Consider the following 17,293-nt stretch of genomic DNA (forward strand, 5'->3'; position numbering starts at 1 on the left):
CGGTAGATCCACGCCATGCGTGGATGACGTGATGCATCAGATCCGCTGCACCTGACCGGTAGTGCCGGCCGCTGGCCGGCTCCACGCAGCGTCGGGAGCCGGCCCGCGGCCGGCACTACCCATGGCTCCACGCAGCGTCGGGAGCCGGCCAGCGGCCGGCACTACCAACGGCAAACGCACTGCCGCCAGCGACGGCGCGTTTTACCCCGCCGGCAACGTCAGCGTCGCGCTCAATCCCGGCGCGGCATTGGCCAGCACCAGCGTGCCGCCGTAACTCTCGGCGATGTCCGCCACGATCGACAATCCAAGCCCGCTGCCTGCCGCACGCTCATCCAGCCGCACGCCGCGTTCCAGCACACGCTCGAGCTGCTCTGGCGGCAGTCCCGGACCATCATCGGTCACGGTGATGCGCAGCTGCGTACCCTCCCGTGCCACGTCCACGCGCACCGCCTGTGCGGCCCACTTGCCCGCATTGTCGAGCAGGTTGCCCAGCATCTCTTCCAGATCCTCGCGCGCGCCCGCGAAAATACCCGCCGCGTCGCCGTCGCATTCGAAACGCAGCCCGCGCGCCGCATGCACGCGCTGCATCAGTCCGCACAGCGCGCTTGTCACCGGTGCGACCGGCGTGCGCTGCTGGCTGTCCGCGCCCAGGCCTGCGGCCAGGTAGCGATCGATGCTCGCCTGCATGCGCGCGGTCTCGCTGCGCAGGGTCTGCCGCCAGTCGCTGCCGTCGCCCTCGGCTTCGGTGGTGAGCACGGTCAGCGGCGTCTTCAGCGCGTGCGCGAGGTCTTCGGCGCTGCGGCGTGCGCGCACCATCATGCGCTGGTGATGATCGAGCAGCGCGTTGAGCTGGCCGGCCAGTGGCGCCACTTCTTTCACCAGGCCCTGCTGCGGGAAGCGCACGTTCTCGCCATTGCGCACCTGCCCGGCGATGCGGCCCAGTTCGGCCAGCGGCCGCAGGCCGTAGTGCACCTGGGTGACCAGCACGCCGAACCACAGCGCGATCAGCACGGCCAAGGCAAGCGCGGTGCGCTGCCGGAAGCTGGCGACCTGGGCATCCAGCGGGCTGCGGTCGGTGGCGACCATCACGATCACCGGCGCGGCGGCGCGGGGCAGGGTCACCTGCTGGGCCAGTACGCGCAGGGATTGCTGCAGCGGGCCTGGGGCATCGAAGGCCTGCGCCGGCCCCGGTTGCAGTGCGCTCGGCGCGGCCAGAGAGTCGTCCCACAGCGAGCGCGATTGCCCGAGCGGCTGCCCCTGCGGGTCCAGCACCTGCCAGTAGTCGCCGGAGAACACACGCCGGTAGCGCTCGTCGGCCAGGGTCTGGCGCCATTGCAACCGGCCGTCGGCATCGCTCTCGGCAAGTGCCAGGACCGCGATCAGGTCATTGCCCAGGCGCTCGTCCATCGCGGTACGTGCGGAGCGCTCGAACATCGCGCCCAGCCACCAGGTCGCCAGGGCCGAGACCAGCACCAGGCCCAGGCCACCGGCGACCAGCAGGCGCGTGCGCAGCGAGCCGGTGGTCATGGCGTCGCCGACAGGCGGAAGCCCTGGCCGCGGTGGGTATGGATCAGCTCGCTGCCGAGCTTGCGGCGGATGCGCCCGATCAGCACGTCGAGCGTGTTGGAATCCGGATCGAAGCCATCTTCATAGACGTTCTCGCCCAGCCGCGCGCGGCTCAGCACCGTATCGGGGTGGTGCATGAAGTAGCTGAGAATGCGGTGCTCCTGCGCGCTGAGCGCCAGCGGCGCGCCGTCCAGTTCGAAGCGGCCGGCGTTGACGTCCAGCACCAGCGGGCCGCACTGCAGCCGCGGATGGGCGTGGCCGGCACTGCGTCGGATCAGGGCGCGCAGGCGCAGCAGCAGCTCTTCGGGCTGGAACGGCTTGGTCAGGTAGTCGTCGGCACCGGCATCGAAGCCGGCCAGCTTGTCGTGCCAGCGGGCGCGGGCGGTCAGCACCAGCACCGGGAAGTCACGCCCGGCCTGGCGCCAGCGCTCGATCACGCTCAGTCCGTCCAAGCCCGGCAGGCCGAGGTCGACCACCGCCGCGGCGATGTCCTCGATCTGGCCCTGGTACTCGGCATCCCGGCCCTCGGCGCTGTGGATGACCACGTATCCGGCCTCTTCCAGCAGCGTCTGCAGGCGGCTGGCGAGCAGGGTGTCATCTTCGGCGAGCAGCACGCGCATCAGTCTTTTTCCATTTTCAGCAGGCGGCCGGTGGCGGCATCGTAATCCAGCTCCATCACCACGCCATCGGCGCCGAGGATCTCGATCTCGTACTTGCCGTCATCCAGCTCCACTTCGATCAGCTTGCCGGGGTAGCGCCGCAGTGCATCGGCGACCACCTGTTCCAGCGGCACGAACCGGCCCTGACGCACCGCCTGGCGCACGCCGTCCTGCTGGCGGCTGCCACCGTCGAGCACCCGCATCGGGTCCTGCGGGGCGAGGGTCAACAGCAGGGGCAGCATCAGGGACAGGGCGGACATGCGGGCACGCAGGGCAGGGGCAGGCCACCGGTATACCGGGGATGTCTAAACAGTATCTAACAGCCGCCCTCATGGTCCGGTTAGGCGCGGTGGCCAGACTGGCGGTGCCGGAATGGACCGGCGCCCCCTCAAGGATTCCCATGAAGACGATGATTGCCGCAACCGCCCTGGCCGCCGCCCTGTTTGCCACCCCGGCCTTCGCCGCCAACCTCTCGGCCGCCCAGATCCAGGCCAAGCTCAGCGCCGCCGGCTATGCCCAGGTGCACGAGCTGGAGCACGACGATGGCGTGTGGGAAGCAGATGTGACCCGCAAGGACGGCAGCGTCGATGAAGTGCTCGTCGATGACACCAAGGGCGAGATCTTCGACCCGCGCGACGGCCGCGCGCTGCTGGATGCCGGGCAGATCCTGGCGCTGGCCGGCAAGGCCGGGCTGAAGCAGATCGACTCGCTCGAGCGCGATGGCGCCACCTGGACCCTGGATGCGCGCAATGCCCGCAACCAGCGTGTGGAAGTACGCATGAGCGGTCACGACGGCCGCGTGCTGGCCAGCAAGCGCGATGGCTGGTGGGACTGATCCGGCGGCGCCACCGCGCGCTGGATGTACGAACGGCCGGGTTTCCCCGGCCGTCCGCGCACGTGTCTGAGGACGGCAGCGCTTACCAGCGCGCCGGGTAATCCCAGTAGCCCGGGCCGCGGCCGTAGCCGCCGTAGCCATCGAACCCGTCGTAGCCGTAAGGGCCGAAGAAGCCGGGGCCCTTGCCCTCGCTCACCCGGATGTTGAGGTTGACGTTGCGGGTGTTGCCCTCGTCCGTGGTGTAGTTCTTGCTCAGATTGAGCTCGGCCGCGTTGTAATGGCTGTTGCCGTAATTCTCGGAATAGCCGATGCCGGTGGTGAAGCTGCCGTTGACCCGCAGCTTGTCATCGGTCACGTGGGCGATGCCGTTGGCCGCGCGGTCGGTGGAACGCCGGCCGGTCCGGTCGCCGTAGAAGGTGCCCGGCGGATCGCCACGCAGGGACTGATCGCTCAGGTACTGCAGCGGCGCATCGGGAATGCTCAGGTCCAGCCCGGTCGAGGACTGCGGGCCGGTGGCGCCTGCGGCTGACTGGGCCAGTGCCACGCCGGGCAGGGACAGGCACAGCAGCAGGGGAAGCAGGCGGATCATGAGAGGCTCCGGAGCAGACAGGCGGGACGGCCGACAGCGCTGACGCTAGCAGCCGTAGTTTGAATGATGCCTGTCATGGCGTGGGTTGCAAGGGGAACTCAGCGCAACCGGTCGAATCCGAACAGCTCGGCCAGCGGATGCCGGCGCCGTTCGATGCGTGCGCGGAGCAGCCCGGCACCGATCATCGAATAGGTGATGCCGTTGCCGCCGTAGGCCATCGCGAACAGCACCCGCGGGCCCCACTGCGGGTGCGGACCGAAGAACGGCAGACCATCCTGGGTCTCGGCGAAGGTGCCGCCCCAAGAGAAGGCCGGCTGCAGCGGCAGGTGCGGGAACAGCTTCGCGGTCTTCCTGAGCAGCTTGCCGGTCTTGCTCTCCACCCGCCGGTCGCGCCGGGCCGGGAGATCGATGGCGTCGTCTTCACCACCGATCAGCAGCCGGTGGTCGCCGGTGCTGCGCAGGTACAGATACGGCCGCGCCGATTCCCAGGCCATGGTCTCGCGCAGCGGGCCGAGCAGGTCCGGGTGGATCGGATCGGTGATGAAGGCATAGCTGCTGCGGTTGCGGGCCACCGAGGGCTTCAACCAGCGCTGCCCGGCATAGCCGGTGGCCAGCACCACGTGGCGGGCACGGATGCGCGCGCCGCCCAGGGTGGTCGCGGTGACCCCGCGCGGGGTCGGGGTGAGCGTATCCAGCACGGTGCGGTCGTAGACGCCGCAGCCGCGCTTGTGCAGCCGCATCAGCAGCCGGTAGGTGAGCCGGTAGGGGTCGATGCGTGCAGCGAGCGCGCTGAGGATCGCGCCCGGTGCGCGGATGCCGTACTCGTCCGCGACCGCGTCGCTGTCCAGCCAGCGCACATCGAAGCCATGCCTGGCACGCAGCGCGCATTCCTCGGCCAGCACCGCCTGGTGGCCACGCTTGCTGGCGTAGTACAGGCTGGCCATGCGGTGGCAATCCACGTCGCGGAACGGTGCCGCGACCTCGCAGATGGCCGGGATCGCCTCGGCACAGGCCTGGTAGGCCTGTACGGCGGCGTCCTCGCCATAGCGCTGGGCGAGATCGATGAGATGGGTGTCGATTTCGTACTGCAGCAGTGCGGTGCTGGCCGCGGTGCTGCCCCAGCCGATATCGCGCTGTTCGATCAGGGCGACATCGTGGCCGTGCGCGCACAGCTCATCGGCGATCAGCGCACCGCTGATGCCGCCGCCCACCACCAGCACCTCGCAGTTCAGATCGTTTTCCAGCGGTGGAAACGCATGCATCAGGCCGTTGCGCACGGCCCAGAACGGGTACCCGCTCTTCAGGTCCATTGAAGCCTCAGGCAGTGGGGTGGCCGGTATGCGGGGTCTGGATCAGCGCGCTCAGGTCGAAGCCCTGCAGGCGCGCCTGGGCCAGATAGTGTTCCTGCGTGGTGCGGTCGAGCGTGGGGGTGCGCGACAGCAGCCAGAGGAACTTGCGGTCCGGGCTGCCGACCAGCGAGACACTGTAATCCGGTGCGACCTGGATCACCCAGTAGTCGCCCTTGGTGAAGGGCAGCCAGCGCAGCCCCTTGGGCAGGAAGCTGACCTCCAGCCGGGCCGGGTCGTTGTCGACCGGGCAGGCTTCGCCGTCGGCTTCTTCGATTTCGTTGCCCATGCGGCAGCGGTTGAGCACGGCCACATGGCCGTTGTCCTTCAGGCTGTAATGCGCGGAGACATCCGTACAGCCTTCCGGCTCGTGCTTCATCGGCAGGCGGGCGATCTCGTACCAGGTGCCCAGGTAACGCGGCAGCTTGAGGTCGGGAACGGTTTTCAGATCGGGAGGTGGGGTCATGGGGGACGGCTGGTGGGAGTGCGATCCCACGATGCCGGGGCCGCTGCCACGGCCGGGTGAAGCCGGGGCGAGTGTGGCGTCGAGACAGTCCGTTGTGGTCGCGTCATGTTCCGCTTCCGATGGCGGCGCTATGCTGGGCCGGAGTGCCTCGGGCGCTACTTTCTACAGCGATGGAGATGCGGATGTACCAGGTGATTCTGCTCAAGAGCGAAACCGGCGTTGCCCGCCAGCAGCGGGAAACGGCCGACGATGTGATCGACCATGAGGGCGTGAGCTATACGCTGCGGGCCGGCCCGCGGCAGCCGCTGCCGACCGATCACGCCTGGGATGAGATCGCGGTGTACGCGCCCGAGGAGATCACCGAGGAGGAGTTCCAGGACTGGTATGCCCGCCTGCAGCCGCAGGTCGAAGAGCTGCGCCTGAAGTACTGAGGGCCGCATACCCGTTCTGGACGGGGCCCGGTTTATAGTCGCGGGCAGGCGCGGTGGTCCGCGCGAACCGTTGGTGCTGGCGTGTCGCTTCGTCATTCTTCGTTTGTGGTGCGGTCGTTGTCGTGGCTGCTGGTGTTCGCCTGGCTGGGGGCTGCGCCGGTCGCACTGGCCCAGGCCGGTGATGCGGATCCGGACCCGGCCAAGCAGCTGGCCGAGGCCGAGAAGACCTTCCGGTCCATCAATGATGATCTGGAGGATGCGGCCACCACCGAGACGCTCAAGACGCTGTCCGACCGCGCCCTGTCCGTCCAGCGCGATGCGGATGGCCTGCAGACGGCGCTGGACCCGCAGCTGAAGCAGGTCGATGCGCGCCTGTCCCAGCTCGGCGAGGTCGCCGAAGGCACCATCGAGCCGCCGGAAGTCAGCCGGCAGCGCAAGGCGCTGAACCAGCAGAAGGCCGACATCAACGCGCAGATCGCCCGCGCCAAGCTGCTCTCGGTGGATGCCAAGCAGCTCGGCGAGCGCATCGAGAAGATGCGGGTCACCCAGTTCAGCGAACAGCTCACGCGCAAAGTCGCCTCGCCGTTGTCGCCGTCGCTGTGGCGCAGCTTCGCCAAGGACGTGCCGGACGACGTGCAGCGCCTGGCCATCCTGTACCGCATGGGTGAAGACGCCGCGCGCAACGCCATCGCCAAACACGGCTGGACCGCACCGCTGATCGGGCTGGCGGTGGCCCTGGTGATGTTCTTCCCGCTGCGGCTGTGGCTGCGCGCGCTGGGCCGGCGCTTCGCCGCCTCCGAGCGGGCGCCCGATGGGCGTCTGCGCCGTTCCGGCCTGGCGGTGTGGCTGCTGCTGGTGGGAACGCTGCTGCCGGGCCTCGCCGCGGTCGCCCTGGTCGAGTCGCTGGATGCGATCGGGGCGATCCCGCCGCGCCTGCAGTCGGTGGCCGAGACGTTCGAAGTCGCTACCTTCGTGGCCGCCTTCATCGCCGCGCTCAGCGCCTGTCTGCTGGTGCCCAAGCGGCCGTCGTGGCGGTTGCTGTCGCTCGACGACAGCGCGGCCTGGCGCCTGCGCAAGTACGCCTGGGGCGCGGCCGGCCTGACCTGGCTGAGCATCATGCTGGTCGCCCTCGACCGTGCGGCGCGTACCAGCGCGGTGACCACGGTGGCCGCGGACGGGTTGATGGCGGTGACCTATATGGCGCTGATCATCGCGATCCTCGTATCGCTGGCGCGCATGCACAACCGCCAGGCCGCGGAAGCCGCCGAAGCTGAAGCGCGTGCCGATCCCCGGGCCGGTGGCGATGGCAAGGTGCGGGGCGCGCCGCGCCGCAGCGGCTGGATCGTGCTGGCGCGCCTGGCCGGCCATATCGCCGTGGCAGCGGCGGTGATCGCCACGCTGCTGGGCTACCTCAACTTCGCCCTGTTCGTCGCCCAGCAGCTGATCTGGGGCGCGGTGGTGCTGATGGCCGTCTCGCTGCTGCTCAAGTTCGCCGACGACTTGGCTACCTGGGTGCTCGCGCCCAGCAGCCGTGCCGGGCAGACCATCGTGTTGACCACCGGGCTCAGCGAGTCGCGGGTGGAGCAGGCCGGCGTGCTGCTCTCGGCGGTGCTGCGCGTGGGCGTGATCGTGCTCGGCCTGCTGATGCTGGCCGCGCCCTTCGGCAACCTCAACGCCTTCCTCGGCGGGCTGGATTCGCTGTCCGGTGGTTTGAAGATCGGTGACACCACGCTCAAACCGAGCACCGTGATGTATGCGGTGCTGGTGTTCCTGGTGGTGTGGGCGGTGACGCAGGCGTTCCAGCGCTGGCTCAGCGATACCTACCTGCCCAAGACCGAACTGGACGCCGGCGCGCGCAACTCGATCAGCACGGTGACCCGCTACCTCGGCATCATCGCCGCGGTGCTGTGGGGCCTGACCGCGCTGGGGATCGGCTTCGAGAAGCTGGCACTGGTGGTCAGCGCGCTGTCGGTCGGTATCGGTTTCGGCCTGCAGGCGATCACCCAGAACTTCGTGTCCGGCCTGATCCTGCTGGCCGAGCGGCCGGTCAAGATCGGCGACTGGGTCAAGCTGGGCGATCAGGAAGGCGACATCAAGCGGATCAGCGTGCGCTCGACCGAGATCCAGGTCGGCGACAAATCCACGTTGATCGTGCCCAACTCCGAGCTGATCACCAAGACCATCCGCAACATGACGATGGGCAACGCGCAGGGCCGGATCCAGATCCAGTTCTCGGTGCCGTTGAACACGGACGTGGCCGCGTTGCGGCAGATCCTGCTGGATGCCTACACCGAGCACCCGGGCGTGCTCAGCGATCCGGCGCCGTCGGTGTTCATCGACTCGATCGCCAACGGGCAGATCGCGATCAACAGCTTCGCCTACGTCTCCGGGCCGCGGGCGGTATACGGAGCACGCAGCGAACTGTACTTCACGATGCTGCAGACGTTCGCCGCGGCTGGGATCGCGCTGTCCTCGCCGACGGATATCCATCTGGTGCGTGACCCGGCAGCGAAGCCCGACTCCGACGCGTAAAGGCAACGGACGACGGATGGATACCGACCGTTGGTCGGTATCGTCGCGATCGAGGCGCCGGTCGGTACCGTCGCGATCCAGGTAGTGCCGGCCGCTGGCCGGCAGCTGCACGATGCAGAGCGAATCGGGAGCCGGCCAGCGGCCGGCACTACCGATATCGACGGCTGACAATCCCCGGCGCCGCCCGGGACGGCGGGATCAGCCGCGGTTGCCGCGGCGCGACGGCACCAGCGCGAAGGTATCCACGGCGAGCTTCTCGGCATGGTTCAACCACGCCCGCACTTCCAGGTCATCGACCTCGTGGTCCAGGCCGAAGCTCAGGTTGATGCGGCCCTCGGCGTCCGGCTGCACCCACTGCTGGGCGACCACCACCTTGCGCTGCGAGGACACCGCCTCGATCCAGAAGCCACGGTCCGGCGACTGCTTGGTCACCAGTTGCACCATGTACTGGCCGGCGCGGGTGCGGCGGCCCTTCTGCGTGATCATGTGGGCCTGGCGGATGCTCGGGCGCGGGCCGTTGAACGGGTCCAGCGGGCCATCCACGGCCACACCACCGCGCAGCTGGTCATCGCGGAACAGCTTGATGCCCTTGTCCTGGTTGACCAGCATCGCGCACCAGTCGCCATCGGCCGAGCCATCCTCGAACGCGGTGCAGCGATCGACGTAGGCCAGGGTATTGGACGGATCGGCGAGATCGAACTGTTTGGAGGTGTTCTCCAGGTAGACCGACTTCAGGTCCCAATGCTTGTCGTACTCCAGCAGCACCGGTGGCTGCACATGCTGCAGGCCGATCACCACCTGGTTGTCGTCATCGATGCGCAGCTGGCGGGTCTTGTCGCCCAGCCACAGCGAGCGCGAGAACGCCAGGTAACGCGGGTAGTCCTTGCCGTTGTCGCGGAACACCGCGGCACTGGCACTGTCCGAACGTTCCGGGTGCAGCAGCGAGCGGCCGAAGCCGATCGAATCGATGGCCGGGTCGATCAGGCTCAGCAGGGTGGCGCCCGAGTCCAGCGTCGAGCCGGCCGGCGCGGCCAGCTGGCGCGGCGCGATGTCCTTGCCCAGGAACAGCAGCAGGTTCTCGCGGTCCTGCTTGGCCAGGATGTGGCTGAGATCGTTCGGCATGGCCAGGTGATCGGAGGCGATCACGATCAGCGTGTCCTCGCCATACGGGCTGGCCTGGATGCGGTCGACCAGCTTGGCGATCAGCCCGTCGGTGCACTTCAGCGCATTGAGCATGCCGATGTTGCCGTGCTCGCTCTTGTAGCGGGTGCCTTTGCAGGCCACGGGCAGGTGGCCGGCGGGGTGATGGGTGTCCATCGTCAGCGTGGTCAGCATGAACGGCTCGCCCTTGCGCGAGAGCTGCACGAAGCGGTCGTAGGCCTTGTCCAGCAGCACATCGTCGTGCACGCCCCACGGCGAGAAATGCGCGCGGGTGACCTTCTGCTTCTTGAACCAGACCAGGTCATCGACGGTATCGAAGCCGTGCGTGGCCAGGAACTGGCCCTTGCCGGCGAACTGGCCGTTGGCCCCGCCCAGGTAATGATTGGTGTAGCCCTGCTGCTTGAGGTAATCGCCCAGGCAGACCGCTTCGGGCAGGAAGCTGCCCATGCGGCCCATGCTGTTCTCATCTTCCTTGGCGGTGGTCAGCGGCACGCCGCACATCGAGGACACCAGGCCGGCGATGGTCCAGCCACCGCCTTCGGCCGAGACCAGCCCGCGCACGTCCAGCGACTGCGCGGCCAGCCGGTTGATGTTGGGCATCAGGTCCGGGAACGTTTCTTCATTGAGATAGGTGCGCTCCAGGCTTTCGCCGTAAATCCACACGATGTTGCGCGGCTTGGTCAGCGGCTGCTGCGGCACGCGGTACTCGGCCTTGACCATGCTGTAGTCGACCGGGCGCATCTGCTGGTACAGGCGCTGGCCGTCGCTGTAGAGCGGGCTCACCACGATGGCGACGAACCACATCGCCATGAAGCCAGCGAACACCGCCTTGCCGTGCGCGGGGCGATGCCTACGACGCAGGCGCGCCAGCAGCAAGGGGGTGAGCGAGACCAGGGCCAGGGCAATGAAGCCGGCGATGTAATGCTTGAAGTCGGCGACGCCGGCGCCTTCCATGTCCGCGCCGAGGTGATACAGCGTGGCCGCGTTGAGACCGTCACCGGATAACGTGTTGATCAACCACCATGCACTGAGCGTCAGCAGCAGCAATGACATCAGGCTTGCTTTCCACCACACCCATTTGTCGGATGCGAGGAACAGCCAGGTGAGCAGCAACAGCGACAGCAGCAGGATCCAGAGCATAAGCACTTTTGGCAGTGGAGACAGGTGGTGATGGACGCCATGACGACGCAGTTCCCATCCGACCGGCTGTCCCAACCACATATGCATGACAGGCCGATGACTCGATCATGCCTGCACGAACCTGACTGAAATGTTTGTTGAAAACGACATTCACCCTCACGCATCGCACTGCTATATGCGACGTAAAACACGCGTGAAGAAGTGCGCGCGATGCTGCATTGCATCGCGCGTTTTTGAGGTGTCTGGCGCTTGTGTCTGAATACGTGTCGCAGGCGCGCGGACGCGTCAACGGTGCCCGCGTTCTTCCTTCGAGCGCGCACGACGATCGAAGATCAACGCACTGAGGATGATGCCCAACCCAAGGAACACGCCGATCAGCATCAGGGTGAATGCGATGGCGGGATAGCCGAACAGATGCCAGCCGGTATCGACCTTCATCATCATCGCGGCCGCAAGAATCAGCGCGGCGGTGACGATGCCGGCAGAGACGCGGTTGGCGATCTTCTGCAGGTTCTCCATCAGGCGTGATTCTTCCAGCCCGGTGACTTTCATCTGCAGGCGGTTCTCGGCGAGCAGCGCGAGGATATCGGTCATCTTGCGCGGCCCATCGCGCAGCAGCTGCTGCATCTCCATGGCCTCGCTGGCGAGATTGGCAGCGGACAGGGATTTCTTCAGTCGCGCCCGCATCACGTGCTGCAGCTGCTTCTCCACGATGCGGCGGGTGTCCAGGTCTGGCGACAGCAGGCGGCACACGGTTTCCAGATTCAACAGCGCCTTGCCGAGCAGGCTCAGCTCCGGCGGCGTCCGCAGGCCGCTGGCGGTGGCGATGCGCACCAGGTCCAGCACCACGCGGCCTTCGGAGAAGCTGCTGTTGGCGGCATAGCGTGCGATGATCTGCCCGGTCTCGCGCAGGTAACGTTCTTCATCGAAGAATTCGAGTCGCGTGCTGATGCCGATGATCTCATCGGCCACTTCCTCGCCGCGTCCATCCACCGCAGCGAACAACAGTTTCAGCAGGCGCTCGCGCAGGCGCGGCGGCATGTGCGCCACCATGCCCAGGTCGAAGATCGCCAGGCGACCCGCCGGTGTGACCCGCAGGTTGCCCGGATGCGGATCGGCGTGGATCTCGCCATGCACGAAGATCTGGTCGACATACCCGCGGATCAGCGCGGCGGCGAGTGGCGCCATCGGCTGCTCGGTGCGGCGCACGTCGGGGATCATATCCACGCGCACGCCTTGGGCCAGTTCCATGGTCAGCACGCGATGGCTGCAGTAATCCCAGATCGGCTGCGGCACCCACAGCGGCTTGAACGGCTTGAGGTGCTGGCCGAAGCGCTGCAGGTTCTCGGCCTCAGCCTGGTAGTCCAGCTCCTGCATCAGGGTCTTGGCGAACTCATTGAGCCAATCGCGCAGGCGCACGCGACGGCCGACCTGGGTGAGGTGGTCGGCGGCCAGCGCGAAGCTGCGCAGCACCTCCAGGTCCGAGCGCAGCTGCGCGGCGACCTCCGGCTTCTGCACCTTGACCGCCACCTGGCGTCCATCGTGCAGCTCGGCGCGGTGCACCTGGGCGATCGAGGCGCAGCCCAGCGGCACCGGATCGAAACTGGCGAACAGCTTGGACACCGAGGCGCCCAGCTCCTGTTCGATGATGGCCGCGACCCGTTCGACCGGGATCGGCGCGACGTTCTCCTGCATCCGCTCCAGCGCCGTGGCGAACTCCACCGGCACCATGTCCGGGCGGGTGGAGAGCATCTGGCCCAGTTTGACGAAGGTCGGCCCCAGCGATTCCAGATCGGTGACGAACTGCTCCGGGTTGCCCTCCGGCGGCACGTCGTGGACCGCGCGCGCGTCCAGGTTCATGCCGGAAAACACCCCGGAATTACGGTAGCGCAACAGCAGGCGCAGGATCTGGCTGCGGCGGTTCATGCCCTTGACCAGCGACGGCGAACCGGGGACGACGGGCGTGGTATTCAAGCAGGACTCCGGGGCGACGATCACCGGCAGTGTGGCGGGGCGGCAGTGGTGGGCCGGTGAATCCGTGCCTGCTACCGCGACAGGGGGCGGATCGGTCAGAATCAGTGCTCCTGTTTCCTCTTTGGATCCACCATGGCCGGTGCCAGTCTGTTCGCGTTGCTCGATGATATTGCGTCCCTGCTGGACGACGTGGCGGTGCTGACCAAGGTCGCGGCCAAGAAAACCGCCGGCGTGCTCGGCGACGATCTGGCGCTGAACGCCCAGCAGGTGACCGGGGTCAGCGCCAACCGGGAGCTGCCGGTGGTGTGGGCGGTGGCGAAGGGCTCGCTGGTCAACAAGGCGATCCTGGTGCCGGCCGCGCTGGCGATCAGTGCGTGGCTGCCGTGGGCGATCACCCCGCTGATGATGATCGGTGGCGCGTTCCTCTGCTACGAGGGCGTGGAGAAGCTGGCGCACCGTTTCCTGCACTCGCGCGATGAGGACGAGCAGCGCAGGGCCGAGCGGGTCAAGGCGCTGGCCGATGAGAAGGTGGACATGGTCGCGTGGGAGAAGGACAAGGTGAAGGGCGCGATCCGCACCGACTTCATCCTCTCGGCCGAGATCATCGTGCTGTCGCTGGGCGTAGTGTCCAGCGCACCGTTCCTCAACCAGGTCACCGCCTTGGTGGTGATCGCGCTGGCGATGACGGTGTTCGTCTACGGCCTGGTCGCCGGTATCGTCAAACTCGACGACCTGGGCCTGTACCTGTCGAACAAGGGCGCGGCGCTGGCCGCGATCGGCCGGGGCCTGCTGGTGGCCGCACCGTGGCTGATGAAGTTCCTCTCGGTGGCCGGTACCGCGGCGATGTTCCTGGTCGGCGGCGGCATCCTCGTGCACAGCATCGCGCCGCTGCACCACGCGATCCTGGCGATGGGCGGCGACGGCAGCTGGGGCTGGCTGATCAACGCGCTGGGCAACGTGATCGTCGGCGTGGTGATCGGTGCGGTGGTGCTGGGGGCAGTCACCGCGTTCCAGAAGCTGCGCGGGGCCAAGCGCGCGCACTGAGGCGCGGCCGGGTCAGGCCGGTTCCCACCCGCGCAGGGCGTCCAGCTCGGCGCGGGCACGGGCCAGCCGGCGGCCGGACAGCGCGTCGATCGCGCGTTGCAGCCACGGCGACCCCGGTGCGCGCTGGACCCAACGGCGGGCCAGGATCAACGCGGCCAGCATGGCCAGCGTCCCGGCACCCAGCGAGACCAGCAGCCACGGGGCGGCGAACGCGCCCAGGTCCACCCCCCATGCCTGCCAGGCCACCAGCACCGGCACTGCCAGCCACAGCCAGCACCACGGCAGGCCGAGCAGCAGTTCGGTCACCGCCGTGTGCCGGCGCAGCGCGGCCAGCTGCTGCGATTGCGCGAGCACCGTCTGCGTCGGCTGCAGCTGCCGGCGGCGCTGCAGGCGGGTGATGCTGGCGATGATCACCGCGATGCAATAGGCATGCAGCGCCAGCGCGCTGAGCATCACTGCCAGCGGCGGTTGCTGCCACCACTGGCTGCCGCAGTACACCGCCAACCCCAGCCAGAACACCAGCTGCAGTCCCTGCCACAGGCTGAAGAGGCCCAGCTGGCGCTGGACGCTGCGTTGCCGATGGCTGCGCCACGCCTCCAGCGCGAAGGCCTCCTGCGCATCAGTGGGGGTCCCGACGCTGTTCCACAGCTGCTTGAGTTCATCCGGTTGCATGGCGGGCTCCTCGATCCGTGGGATTCAGGCGCGTGCGCAGCTGCTGGCGCAGGCGGTGCAGGCGGGTGGAGACATTGGCGACGCTGATGCCCAGCACCTCGGCGATCTGGCGGTGGTCGTGGTCGTCCAGGTGCAGCAGCATCAGCGCACGGTCCAGCGGCGGCAGCGCATGGATGGCGACCTCCAGTTGATGCAGGGCGTGGCGCTGTTCGGGCGGAAGCGCTTCGTCGGCTGCGGGCAGATCGTCATCCAGGGGCGCGTGGTGCTGCTGCCGGTGCTGCTGCCGCCGCCATTGCGAGATCGCCACGTTGAGTGCCACCCGGTACAGCCAGGTCGAAAAGCGTGCCCGCGCCGGGTCGAACCCTTCGAACGCCGCCCACGCCTGCACGCTGATCTCCTGGACCAGATCGAGCCGATCCTCGGGATGATGGCAGTAGCCGCGTGCCACGTTCAGCACGATGCCGCGGTGCTGCTCCAGCAGCGCGGCAAAGCGCGGGCGCAGGTCGATGTCGCTTGCGGGCAATGTCATGTCCATACCCGGGTGATTCGCGCCGGTGCGCGGAATATCACAGCCACGGGATCAGCCCGCCGGGGGTTCGGCCGCCTGCACGCGGTTCTTGCCGACCCGCTTGGCCGCATACAGCGCCGCATCGGCGCGCCGCAGCAGCGCGTCCGCCGCTTCGCCCGGCAGCCATTGCGCCAGCCCGGCGCTGAAATGCACCGGCACCCGGTGTCCGTCCAGCGGCAGCGGCCGCTGCGCCAGCGAGCGCTGCAGGCGCAGCAGGGTGGACATGCTGTCCGCCGCCGGCGTTTCCGGCAGCAGCAGGACGAACTCATCTCCGCCCAGGCGCGCGATCGCATCGCTGCTGCGCAGGTGCAGCTGGCAGACCTCGACCAAGTGGCGCAACACTGCATCGCCGCCGGCATGGCCGTGCAGCGTGTTGGTCTGGTGGAAATCGTCCAGGTCGAGCAGGGCCAGCGCCAGCGGATGGCCGTGGCGGGCGGCGCGCGCCCGTTCGCGCTCAAGCAGTTCGTCCAGCCCGCGCCGGTTGAGCGCTCCGGTCAGCGGGTCGCTGCGGATCAACCCGGACACCTCGCGCAGCTCCTGCTCCAGCTCGGCGATGCGCTGTTCGGCCTGCTCCACTTCGCGGCGCGCGTTGCCGAGGTGGTCGCGCGCCTGCAGGGCCTGGTCCTGGACCCGGCCGGTATCCTGCAGGACGTCCTGCAGCAGCTGGTTGAGATCGGCGATGCTGCGCGCCTCTTTCAGGGCCAGCGCGTAACTGCTGATCCGGTCGTGGTACTCGCCGGTGCTGACCGCCATGCCGTCCAGGCGATCGATGAAACCGCCCATGACGTTCTTCATCGCCGCCTTGGATTCGACGATGCCCTGCTTGAGCAGGCCCTGCTTGTAGATCACTTCGCGCAGGTTGGCGCGTGCCTGTTCCACCGAGTCGCGATCGAGCGGACCACCGATCAGCGAGCGCACCGCGTGCACCTGGCCGTGCAGCCAGCTGCTGTCATCGAGCAGCTCGCTGATGTTGTCCAGCAGCAGATCGAACAGGCTCAGCAGCAGCTCCTGCTGTTCCTGCCAGCCATCGCTGCGCACGCCGATCTGGTGCGAGAGCTCGCGCAGCCGCTGTTCGATCGGCTGCAGTGGCTGGCCCGGATGCCAGTGGCGCAGTTCACCGGCCAGCTGCGCCGGCTCCTCGCGCAGCTCGGGCATGTTCTGCAGCAGGCTGGCCACGGTCACCCCGACGGTGTGCCGCAGCAGCTCGCGCAGGCGCAGGCTGTCCGGCTGGCCGTCCGGCGTTTCCTGCTCGATGGTGCGGATGTACTTGTCGATCAGCTGGCGCATCGCACGGCCGTAGCTGACCCAGTCGGCGCTGCGCTGCGCCGACTGCAGGCGCAGGCCCATGTCGCCCAGCTCGCCGGGGAGGGTGGACATGCCGTTGGCGAAGGCGGCCAGCAGCGGCTCGGGCGTATCGATGCCGGCGAACAGGCGCTGCAGCATCGCGCTGCTGCCGCCCTTGGGCCCGGGTGCCGGCTCGCTGGCGGTGTCCAGCACCGTGCCCGCGCTCTGCCGCCGCGACAGCAGCCGTCCGACGGCGGTGCCGGGGCTGGGGGGAGCATCGTGCGGGTCCGTCATGCGGCAGATCCTTGCAGGGCGCGGCCAACGGCCGGAGCGGTGGAGAGGTGGGAACAGTATCGGCGCAGTCGGGTCGGGCTTGAACCGGCCCTGCATGGCAGGATGGTAAGCACGGCAATGGCAGGAGCGTGCGATGAAGGTGATGCTGGTGGGAGCGACCGGACTGGTCGGCGGTCATGTGCTGCGGCACCTGCTGGACGACCCGCGCTGCGATGCGGTGGTGGCCCCGACCCGGCGGCCGGTGGGGCTCACCGATGCGGCGCTGCTCAATCCCGTGGTGGACTTCGCGCAGCTGCCGGACGAGGCCGACTGGTGGGCGGTGGATGCCGTGATCTGCGCGCTCGGCACCACGATCAAGCAGGCTGGCAGCAAGGAGGCGTTCGCACGGGTCGACCATGATTTCCCGCTGGCCGTGGCGCGGCGGGCGCGTGCCCAAGGCGCGCATGCCTTCGCATTGAATTCGGCGATGGGCGCCGACCCGGACTCGCGGATCTTCTACAACCAGGTCAAGGGGCGGCTGGAACAGGACCTGCGGGACCTGGGCTATCCGTCGCTGACCCTGGTCCGCCCCGGGCTGATCGGGGGCGAGCGTGCCGAGCGGCGTACCGGCGAACATCTGGCCAGTGTGGTGCTGGGCGTGCTCGGTCCGGTGCCGACGCCCGGCGTCAGGATCGTGGGCTCGGCCGATCTGGCGGAGCGCTGAGCCGCTGACGGGCGGATGCGCGGCCGCCC

At 68.2% G+C, this 17,293-nt stretch carries 15 protein-coding genes and 1 pseudogene; 5 read left to right on the top strand and 11 right to left on the bottom strand.

The annotated features are described in order from the left end of the window. Nucleotides 1-201: 201 nt before the first annotated feature. From HDC96_RS09670 to HDC96_RS09680, 3 genes are read right to left on the bottom strand one after another with little or no spacing between them, the layout of a single operon-like run. Nucleotides 202-1,527, bottom strand: a complete 1,326-nt coding sequence (locus HDC96_RS09670; RefSeq protein WP_179459816.1) for a sensor histidine kinase — start codon at nt 1,525-1,527, stop codon at nt 202-204. Next, nucleotides 1,524-2,186 (bottom strand): response regulator transcription factor, encoded by a 663-nt coding sequence (locus HDC96_RS09675; protein WP_176987930.1) that lies wholly within the window; start codon nt 2,184-2,186, stop codon nt 1,524-1,526. Before HDC96_RS09675 ends, HDC96_RS09670 begins: the two co-directional genes overlap by 4 nt. Next, the gene (locus HDC96_RS09680) at nt 2,186-2,428 is read right to left on the bottom strand and encodes a PepSY domain-containing protein (protein ID WP_306455641.1); all 243 of its coding nucleotides are present in this window, start codon (nt 2,426-2,428) and stop codon (nt 2,186-2,188) included. Before HDC96_RS09680 ends, HDC96_RS09675 begins: the two co-directional genes overlap by 1 nt. 197 nt (nt 2,429-2,625) lie before the next feature. Here HDC96_RS09680 and HDC96_RS09685 point away from each other — a divergent pair, with 197 nt between their 5' ends. Beyond that, nucleotides 2,626-3,060, top strand: a complete 435-nt coding sequence (locus tag HDC96_RS09685) for a PepSY domain-containing protein (protein ID WP_179459818.1) — start codon at nt 2,626-2,628, stop codon at nt 3,058-3,060. A gap of 82 nt (nt 3,061-3,142) precedes the next feature. Here the strand turns inward: HDC96_RS09685 and HDC96_RS09690 are convergent, their stop codons facing one another. The 3 genes from HDC96_RS09690 to HDC96_RS09700 all read right to left on the bottom strand — a co-directional run bounded on the left by HDC96_RS09690 (nt 3,143) and on the right by HDC96_RS09700 (nt 5,461). After that, nucleotides 3,143-3,649 (bottom strand): hypothetical protein, encoded by a 507-nt coding sequence (locus HDC96_RS09690; RefSeq protein ID WP_179459819.1) that lies wholly within the window; start codon nt 3,647-3,649, stop codon nt 3,143-3,145. A gap of 98 nt (nt 3,650-3,747) precedes the next feature. Beyond that, the gene (locus HDC96_RS09695; protein WP_179459820.1) at nt 3,748-4,959 is read right to left on the bottom strand and encodes an FAD-dependent oxidoreductase; all 1,212 of its coding nucleotides are present in this window, start codon (nt 4,957-4,959) and stop codon (nt 3,748-3,750) included. 7 nt (nt 4,960-4,966) lie between these two features. Continuing rightward, nucleotides 4,967-5,461 carry a lipocalin family protein gene (locus tag HDC96_RS09700; RefSeq protein WP_179459821.1) on the bottom strand — a complete coding sequence of 165 codons (495 nt, stop codon included), beginning with the start codon at nt 5,459-5,461 and terminating at the stop codon, nt 4,967-4,969. Nucleotides 5,462-5,643: 182 nt separating this feature from the next. Between HDC96_RS09700 and HDC96_RS09705 the strand changes: the two genes are divergently transcribed. Both HDC96_RS09705 and HDC96_RS09710 read left to right on the top strand, forming a co-directional pair. After that, nucleotides 5,644-5,892, top strand: a complete 249-nt coding sequence (locus HDC96_RS09705) for a hypothetical protein (RefSeq protein WP_176987936.1) — start codon at nt 5,644-5,646, stop codon at nt 5,890-5,892. Nucleotides 5,893-6,009: 117 nt separating this feature from the next. Beyond that, nucleotides 6,010-8,424, top strand: coding sequence for a DUF3772 domain-containing protein (locus HDC96_RS09710; RefSeq protein WP_257018683.1), 2,415 nt, complete (start codon nt 6,010-6,012; stop codon nt 8,422-8,424). Nucleotides 8,425-8,622: 198 nt separating this feature from the next. Here HDC96_RS09710 and HDC96_RS09715 read toward each other — a convergent pair whose 3' ends face one another. Both HDC96_RS09715 and HDC96_RS09720 read right to left on the bottom strand, forming a co-directional pair. Continuing rightward, nucleotides 8,623-10,725 carry a phosphoglycerol transferase I gene (locus tag HDC96_RS09715; protein ID WP_179459823.1) on the bottom strand — a complete coding sequence of 701 codons (2,103 nt, stop codon included), beginning with the start codon at nt 10,723-10,725 and terminating at the stop codon, nt 8,623-8,625. Between the two features lie 285 nt (nt 10,726-11,010). Continuing rightward, nucleotides 11,011-12,666, bottom strand: a pseudogene (locus tag HDC96_RS09720) (AarF/UbiB family protein); the annotation flags it as partial. Between the two features lie 165 nt (nt 12,667-12,831). On the opposite strand from HDC96_RS09720, the gene HDC96_RS09725 reads away from it, so the two are divergent. Further along, complete coding sequence (locus tag HDC96_RS09725) at nt 12,832-13,743, top strand: DUF808 domain-containing protein (RefSeq protein ID WP_179459824.1); 912 nt, start codon at nt 12,832-12,834, stop codon at nt 13,741-13,743. 12 nt (nt 13,744-13,755) lie between these two features. Here the strand turns inward: HDC96_RS09725 and HDC96_RS09730 are convergent, their stop codons facing one another. From HDC96_RS09730 to HDC96_RS09740, 3 genes are read right to left on the bottom strand one after another with little or no spacing between them, the layout of a single operon-like run. Then, nucleotides 13,756-14,415 (bottom strand): hypothetical protein, encoded by a 660-nt coding sequence (locus HDC96_RS09730; protein WP_179459825.1) that lies wholly within the window; start codon nt 14,413-14,415, stop codon nt 13,756-13,758. Continuing rightward, a complete protein-coding gene (locus HDC96_RS09735; protein ID WP_179460380.1) occupies nt 14,402-14,938 on the bottom strand; it encodes a sigma-70 family RNA polymerase sigma factor in 537 nt (178 codons plus the stop codon). The genes HDC96_RS09730 and HDC96_RS09735 overlap by 14 nt, the downstream gene beginning before the upstream one ends. Before the next feature lie 57 nt (nt 14,939-14,995). Continuing rightward, nucleotides 14,996-16,561 (bottom strand): GGDEF domain-containing protein, encoded by a 1,566-nt coding sequence (locus HDC96_RS09740; RefSeq protein WP_179459826.1) that lies wholly within the window; start codon nt 16,559-16,561, stop codon nt 14,996-14,998. Nucleotides 16,562-16,694: 133 nt separating this feature from the next. On the opposite strand from HDC96_RS09740, the gene HDC96_RS09745 reads away from it, so the two are divergent. Beyond that, the gene (locus HDC96_RS09745) at nt 16,695-17,264 is read left to right on the top strand and encodes an NAD-dependent dehydratase (RefSeq protein WP_179459827.1); all 570 of its coding nucleotides are present in this window, start codon (nt 16,695-16,697) and stop codon (nt 17,262-17,264) included. Nucleotides 17,265-17,293: the final 29 nt, after the last annotated feature.

It is taken from the genome of Stenotrophomonas sp. JAI102, from assembly GCF_013409105.1.
Taxonomy (GTDB): domain Bacteria; phylum Pseudomonadota; class Gammaproteobacteria; order Xanthomonadales; family Xanthomonadaceae; genus Stenotrophomonas; species Stenotrophomonas maltophilia_AA.

Coding starts and splice junctions, on each gene's coding strand:
- HDC96_RS09670 (WP_179459816.1), bottom strand. CDS start 1,527: ATGACCACCGGCTCGCTGCGCACGCGCCTGCTGGTCGCCGGTGGCCTG.
- HDC96_RS09675 (WP_176987930.1), bottom strand. CDS start 2,186: ATGCGCGTGCTGCTCGCCGAAGATGACACCCTGCTCGCCAGCCGCCTG.
- HDC96_RS09680 (WP_306455641.1), bottom strand. CDS start 2,428: ATGCGGGTGCTCGACGGTGGCAGCCGCCAGCAGGACGGCGTGCGCCAG.
- HDC96_RS09685 (WP_179459818.1), top strand. CDS start 2,626: ATGAAGACGATGATTGCCGCAACCGCCCTGGCCGCCGCCCTGTTTGCC.
- HDC96_RS09690 (WP_179459819.1), bottom strand. CDS start 3,649: ATGATCCGCCTGCTTCCCCTGCTGCTGTGCCTGTCCCTGCCCGGCGTG.
- HDC96_RS09695 (WP_179459820.1), bottom strand. CDS start 4,959: ATGGACCTGAAGAGCGGGTACCCGTTCTGGGCCGTGCGCAACGGCCTG.
- HDC96_RS09700 (WP_179459821.1), bottom strand. CDS start 5,461: ATGACCCCACCTCCCGATCTGAAAACCGTTCCCGACCTCAAGCTGCCG.
- HDC96_RS09705 (WP_176987936.1), top strand. CDS start 5,644: ATGTACCAGGTGATTCTGCTCAAGAGCGAAACCGGCGTTGCCCGCCAG.
- HDC96_RS09715 (WP_179459823.1), bottom strand. CDS start 10,725: ATGCTCTGGATCCTGCTGCTGTCGCTGTTGCTGCTCACCTGGCTGTTC.
- HDC96_RS09725 (WP_179459824.1), top strand. CDS start 12,832: ATGGCCGGTGCCAGTCTGTTCGCGTTGCTCGATGATATTGCGTCCCTG.
- HDC96_RS09730 (WP_179459825.1), bottom strand. CDS start 14,415: ATGCAACCGGATGAACTCAAGCAGCTGTGGAACAGCGTCGGGACCCCC.
- HDC96_RS09740 (WP_179459826.1), bottom strand. CDS start 16,561: ATGACGGACCCGCACGATGCTCCCCCCAGCCCCGGCACCGCCGTCGGA.
- HDC96_RS09745 (WP_179459827.1), top strand. CDS start 16,695: ATGAAGGTGATGCTGGTGGGAGCGACCGGACTGGTCGGCGGTCATGTG.